This is a genomic window from Microcoleus sp. CAWBG58 (assembly GCF_020883045.1).
In the GTDB taxonomy this organism is placed as follows: domain Bacteria; phylum Cyanobacteriota; class Cyanobacteriia; order Cyanobacteriales; family Microcoleaceae; genus Microcoleus.
The window spans coordinates 1-2,808 of the sequence record NZ_JAHRFA010000025.1 but is presented as its reverse complement, the minus strand read 5'-3'; the positions used below and the strand labels follow the sequence as shown (position 1 = coordinate 2,808).

General features: G+C 49.4%; 3 protein-coding genes. All 3 read right to left on the bottom strand.

Annotated elements, in window-relative coordinates; translation table 11 throughout:
- Positions 1 to 63 precede the first annotated feature (63 nt).
- The gene (locus QZ918_RS13320; protein WP_293335762.1) at positions 64 to 1,851 is read right to left on the bottom strand and encodes an efflux RND transporter periplasmic adaptor subunit; all 1,788 of its coding nucleotides are present in this window, start codon (positions 1,849 to 1,851) and stop codon (positions 64 to 66) included.
- A gap of 73 nt (positions 1,852 to 1,924) precedes the next feature.
- Positions 1,925 to 2,113: a hypothetical protein gene (locus tag QZ918_RS13315; protein ID WP_293335759.1), complete on the bottom strand. Its 189-nt coding sequence runs from the start codon at positions 2,111 to 2,113 to the stop codon at positions 1,925 to 1,927.
- Between the two features lie 248 nt (positions 2,114 to 2,361).
- Positions 2,362 to 2,676, bottom strand: a complete 315-nt coding sequence (locus QZ918_RS13310; protein WP_367275338.1) for an HNH endonuclease — start codon at positions 2,674 to 2,676, stop codon at positions 2,362 to 2,364.
- Between the last annotated feature and the right edge of the window lie 132 nt (positions 2,677 to 2,808).

Below are 2,808 nucleotides of genomic sequence, written 5' to 3'. Positions count from 1 at the left end.
ATAATGACTACAATAAATAATGACTGTCAACTGTCAACTGTCAACTGTCAACTGTCAACTGAATTACTGACTGCTAACCTTAATTCGATCGCCATCCTTAAGATAACCCGCTCCAGCAACAACCACTTTATCGCCCGCCTTCAACCCCTTTTTAATCTGAACCTTAGCACTCGTCAAATCGCCAACCGCTCCCCCAGTAATCTCTCCAACTTCCACAGGTTGAGCCTGCACCTTATCCTCGCCCACAAGTTTGTAAACAATAGAACTGCCGTCAGACTGTGGTAAAATAGCCTTAGCAGGAACTTTCAAACCTTGTGCAGTTGCCGTCGAAATTGAGGCGCGCAAAAACATTCCCGATCGCAAAAACTCACTTGTAGGCAAATCAATTTTCACCGTAGCCTGCCGATTTTGCGGGTCAACTAACGGCGAAATTTCTCGCACAGTTCCCGACAACTTAATCCGCTTGTCAGAATCAGAAGTAATCTGTACCGCCATTCCCGGCTTAACTTGAGAAACCTGAGTTTCTGGCACTTTTAATTGCACTTCCAGCTTGTTGCCTCGAATAATCGAAAATAGTTTTTGACTTCCCGAAGACACATTACCAACTCGAGCAATTTGTTCGGATACAATACCGCTATCCGGCGCTCGGACAAGAGTTTGTTCGAGTTGAGTTTGTAACTGTTTGACTTGCGCTTCATTGCTGCGAACACCTGCTGCGTTATTTCCCACATTGGCGCGCGCGCTGCTGATAGCAGAGCCGGCCGTATTCACCTTAGCGCGGGCGCTGCTGAGGGCCGCTCTCGCCGTACTGATATTAGCTTCTGCCGTAGCTACTTTAGCTTGAGCCGATCGCACTTCTTCCGCCGCTTTGTTTTGTTCTTCCAAAGCTTTATTCAAATCGGCTTTAGCTTTGTTGACATCTTGAACGGCGGTATCTCGCTCTGTCTTGCGCTTTTCCAAATCTTGCTGGCTGATTACTCCCTGAGAAGCCAAATTTTGGGTGCGATTTACTTCTCTTTGAGCCTGAGCTAATTTAGCCTCAGCAGAAGCAATCCCCGCCAATTCTTGCTCGACACCCGCCTTAGCTTGCTGCACACCCGCTTGAGCTTGGCCGACGCCTGTTTTGGCTTGCGCTGCGTCAGCGATGGCTTTTTCAACACCGGCTTGGGCTTGAGCAACACCGGCTTGGGCTTCTTGTTGGGCTGACTGGGCTTGTTGCACCTGAGCTTGCGCTTGTTCTACCGTAGAATCGGCCGATTGTACCTTAGCAGTAGCTTCGGCAATTTGCGATCGCAGCACCGAATCATCCAAAACCGCCATTACCTGACCTTTTTCTACCGCATCCCCTTCTTTTACCAAAACCTGCTTGATTTGCAAACCGTTGGCTTGCGGCAGCACCGGCAGCAAATCGTAGGGCGCCACAGTCCCCGTCGCTTCCAGAGTTTGAGCCACCTCGGCCGATTCCACAGCAGCCACTGTCACCGTCTGAGGCGTTCCCTGCTGAGCCGCCGCTGGGGCTGCAACTGGGGGACGCGCGCTCTTCTGGCCCGCAGTCAAGTGTACTGCTAGCAGCGTTGCAGCTACGCCAATACCTGCGCCCGCCAACAGCGTCGGCCACCTGAGTCCTTTACTGGGAGGAACTTCTGGCTGTTCTGGTTCCCAAACTTCTGATTGTTCGTCTGGAACTTCTAAGGCTATTTCTCGTTCATCTTCTTCAGAGGAGAAGTGCCAGCGAGACTTATCTGAGATGCCACTTTCAGGCGCATCCACTGCGGAGTTCCTGTCTCGCCCGCTTTGCACGGGGGAAAGAGGTTCCTGTTCTTCTGCTTCTGAAAAAACTTGATTCGTCACGGTAGTTCCTCCCGTCGGTTTGAGCCTGGGGTTTTTGATATTGTAAAGAAAGATTGCGGTTTTAATATCTAATTTATTTTAGCTGAGTGTGCGATCGGTCGCGCCTCCTCCTTGTGGGTGAGTGTGAGAGCATTTCACCTGCTCGTGGCGATTTGGATGAAGGAAAGTGCGATCGACCTTTGACTCGATCGAGATTTTGATGCAGAGCAATCTTAGCGTAATTTGCGATCGCTTGCAGGGCGATCGGGTGCCGCCTTGTCATGGGAGCTGTTTTGCCGTCACCCACTCATCAATGGCGATCGAATTCAGTTCTATACCAAACTAATTATGGCGAATCTATAATCTGTTTGTTTTGACATACTCCCCAGCTATCAAGGCGAGGGGATTCTAAGCTCAAACAGTAATTGCAGGCATAGCCTGTCTAGGTAGAGTCGAGGGCTGGTATTATCCAGCGCCCCTCTCTGTTAGATCGTGGCGTGCAAGTTTCCCTGCACCACGCTCCCGATGTTCTTAGCTTTCGTTTTTGCTCATGTGCAGATAATCGTGACAGGATTCATGTATTGCTACAAGATTGTCTCGTCGCCAGTTATCGTGGTTTGCATCTACGTGATGCAGATGTACTCTCTCTTCTCCCACGAACTTTAGTCCGCAGGATGCACATGAATGGTTTTGCCGTTTTAGGGCTTTAGAGGTTTGACCGTCGTAGAGTTTGCTATTACGCTCACTCCAGTAGGTGATGTCGCCGTCGTAAGGGGATTTAGTCCCTTTGACATTGACGTGTTTATTTTCGGAGTAAGGGACTGCTGGGAATGCTTTATCTAACAATGATTTGCTAGGGCGTCGGTTCAGTATTAAGAGTTGACAAGAAAACAGATATATGGAATTACCCGGTCAATGAGTTAGACTCTACGCCCGGTTTAATTGGCAGAACCTTATCCATTCGAGCAATGACATGAA